The sequence below is a fragment of the Thalassospira sp. UBA1131 genome (genome assembly GCF_002311515.1).
Lineage (GTDB): Bacteria > Pseudomonadota > Alphaproteobacteria > Rhodospirillales > Thalassospiraceae > Thalassospira.
In genome coordinates this window covers 252,904-254,767 of sequence record NZ_DCAO01000104.1, presented here as the reverse complement: position 1 = coordinate 254,767, position 1,864 = coordinate 252,904, and the positions used below count along the sequence as shown (strand labels likewise).

At 50.5% G+C, this 1,864-nt stretch carries 3 protein-coding genes; 1 reads left to right on the top strand and 2 read right to left on the bottom strand.

Annotated features, from left to right (window positions below; genetic code table 11):
* Positions 1–214: 214 nt before the first annotated feature.
* Positions 215–838 (top strand): TetR/AcrR family transcriptional regulator, encoded by a 624-nt coding sequence (locus tag B3Z49_RS17330; protein ID WP_296993131.1) that lies wholly within the window; start codon positions 215–217, stop codon positions 836–838.
* A 16-nt stretch (positions 839–854) separates the two neighbouring features.
* Here the strand turns inward: B3Z49_RS17330 and B3Z49_RS17325 are convergent, their stop codons facing one another.
* Positions 855–1,574: a hypothetical protein gene (locus B3Z49_RS17325; RefSeq protein ID WP_296993129.1), complete on the bottom strand. Its 720-nt coding sequence runs from the start codon at positions 1,572–1,574 to the stop codon at positions 855–857.
* A 19-nt stretch (positions 1,575–1,593) separates the two neighbouring features.
* Positions 1,594–1,864, bottom strand: a 271-nt coding sequence (locus B3Z49_RS17320; protein ID WP_296993127.1) for a hypothetical protein, incomplete at its 5' end; no start/stop codon positions are given.

Below are 1,864 nucleotides of genomic sequence, written 5' to 3'. Positions count from 1 at the left end.
GCCCAGAATAAAGGTCGCAGTGCTACTCAGAAACTTGTTGCGGGTCTTCCCCGTAGAGACGTGACGAGACATAGGCTCTCCCTGATTTCATAGTTGAGGCCTCCCTTGAATTGGGTTTTTCGACGCTTATCCGGCGTCGTTGAAAAAATATTGAACGCGTTCATTTTTTGAGTCAATGTTAATTTTGAACCCGTTCAGTTTTTCCGGAGTGACGATGTCAGGACTGCGCGCCCAAAAGAAAGCCGACAAAAACCGCCGTATTCTGGAGGCGGCGACGACGCTGTTTCGCAAAGTCGGATATGACAGTGCGCGCATCGAAGACATTGCGGAAATGGCCGGTGTGTCTGTCGGGACGTTTTATAACTACTTCAAAAACAAGGGCGATATGCTGATGGCTACGGTCTCGATGGAGGTCGAGGAAGTGCTGGCTGCGGGGGATGCCATCATCGCGCGCGAGCATGAAGATGTCGCCACGGCCTTGTCCGAACTGATCGGGAAATATTACGACCACTCCCTGACATATCTGTCCAAGGAGATGTGGCGCACGGCGATGTCACTGTCGATTGCGCAGCCCGAAACACCGTTTTCCCAGCGTTACACAGCACTTGATCATCGGCTGTCGAAACAGGTCTGCGATCTGATTCGCGCCTTGCAGGATCGCGGTGTCGTGCGCAAGGATGTCGATTGCGATGCCACAGGCGAGCTTGTCTTTAACAACGTGAACATGATGTTCATCGAGTTTGTCAAAGACGAAGAGATGGACGTCGATGGCCTGAAGGCCAGCGTGGCACGGCAGAATGCCCCGCTGGCTTCTCTGATGTCGGTAAAGACCGACTGATCTTTCAGATAACCAGCTAGTCCAGAAACGTTTTCTCGATCCGGTCTGCATTTGCTGTAGCCCAACGGACCACGGCATCAACGTTTTCTATCTTTTCTTCGGGGAAGAATTTGCGGGTAAGAGAAACTTCCTGACCTGTTGCATAGCCGGGCAGCATTTCTTCCGCGCTTTCGCGGTAATCAAAGCCATACTCGACATATAGGAACTTGTTCCTGCGTGTGATCCTGAATGCCGCACTGAGCATGTCGTAAGGGCGATCCACGTTCATCGCTCGTGCATTTGTCATTGCAACTTTTATATAGTCGGCAAAGTTGTCAAATGAACTGATGGTCTTCTTCTTGATGCCAAAGCAGCTTTGCCGCCCAAGATCAACATTGGCATTTGTTTTATGATAGAGCAGGTTGGGCTGCGGGTCACAAAATGAAGACGAATAAAATGAATATCCAAGTCCGACGTCCAGCGGTGTAGACACTGTCACCAGTCCCCGAAGATAGCCATCGCTGTCAATGTGGCCAAGGGCAACGGAACCGAACGTGTGATAAGTGTTGTTTTGGCCGGTGTCTGTCGCAAGAACTTTCCACTCTCCTTCGGGCAAGATGACCTCACCTTGCGGCAGTTCAACCTTCTCGCGGAATACTTTTCCGATCGGAAATTGGGTTTGAAATTGACCGCCAGATGTCACCACACAGCCGGTCAGAAACAATAGTGCGCTGAAACTCAGTAAAAATTTGCTCATGACTGCCCCTGGTTTTTTTTCAGAGTAGAATAGCCTCTAAATTCGAAATAAATACTGTCCAAACGTGCAGGTTTGCGAAGAGGGTCAAAAGGCGCTTGGCATCGGGACGACCACATGCAAGTGTTGGATGCAATAGCAACAAAAACAAAGGACTATCGTTGATTTCGGCAGATAGGCCAATCAAAGCGCAGGCAAAAATAGTGGAACGGGCAGAGTATGCAGGAGACCGGTCAGAGCGCGGATGACGCGTTTGACATGTTTTCGGATCGGGACAGCGCAGGCGGTATCGG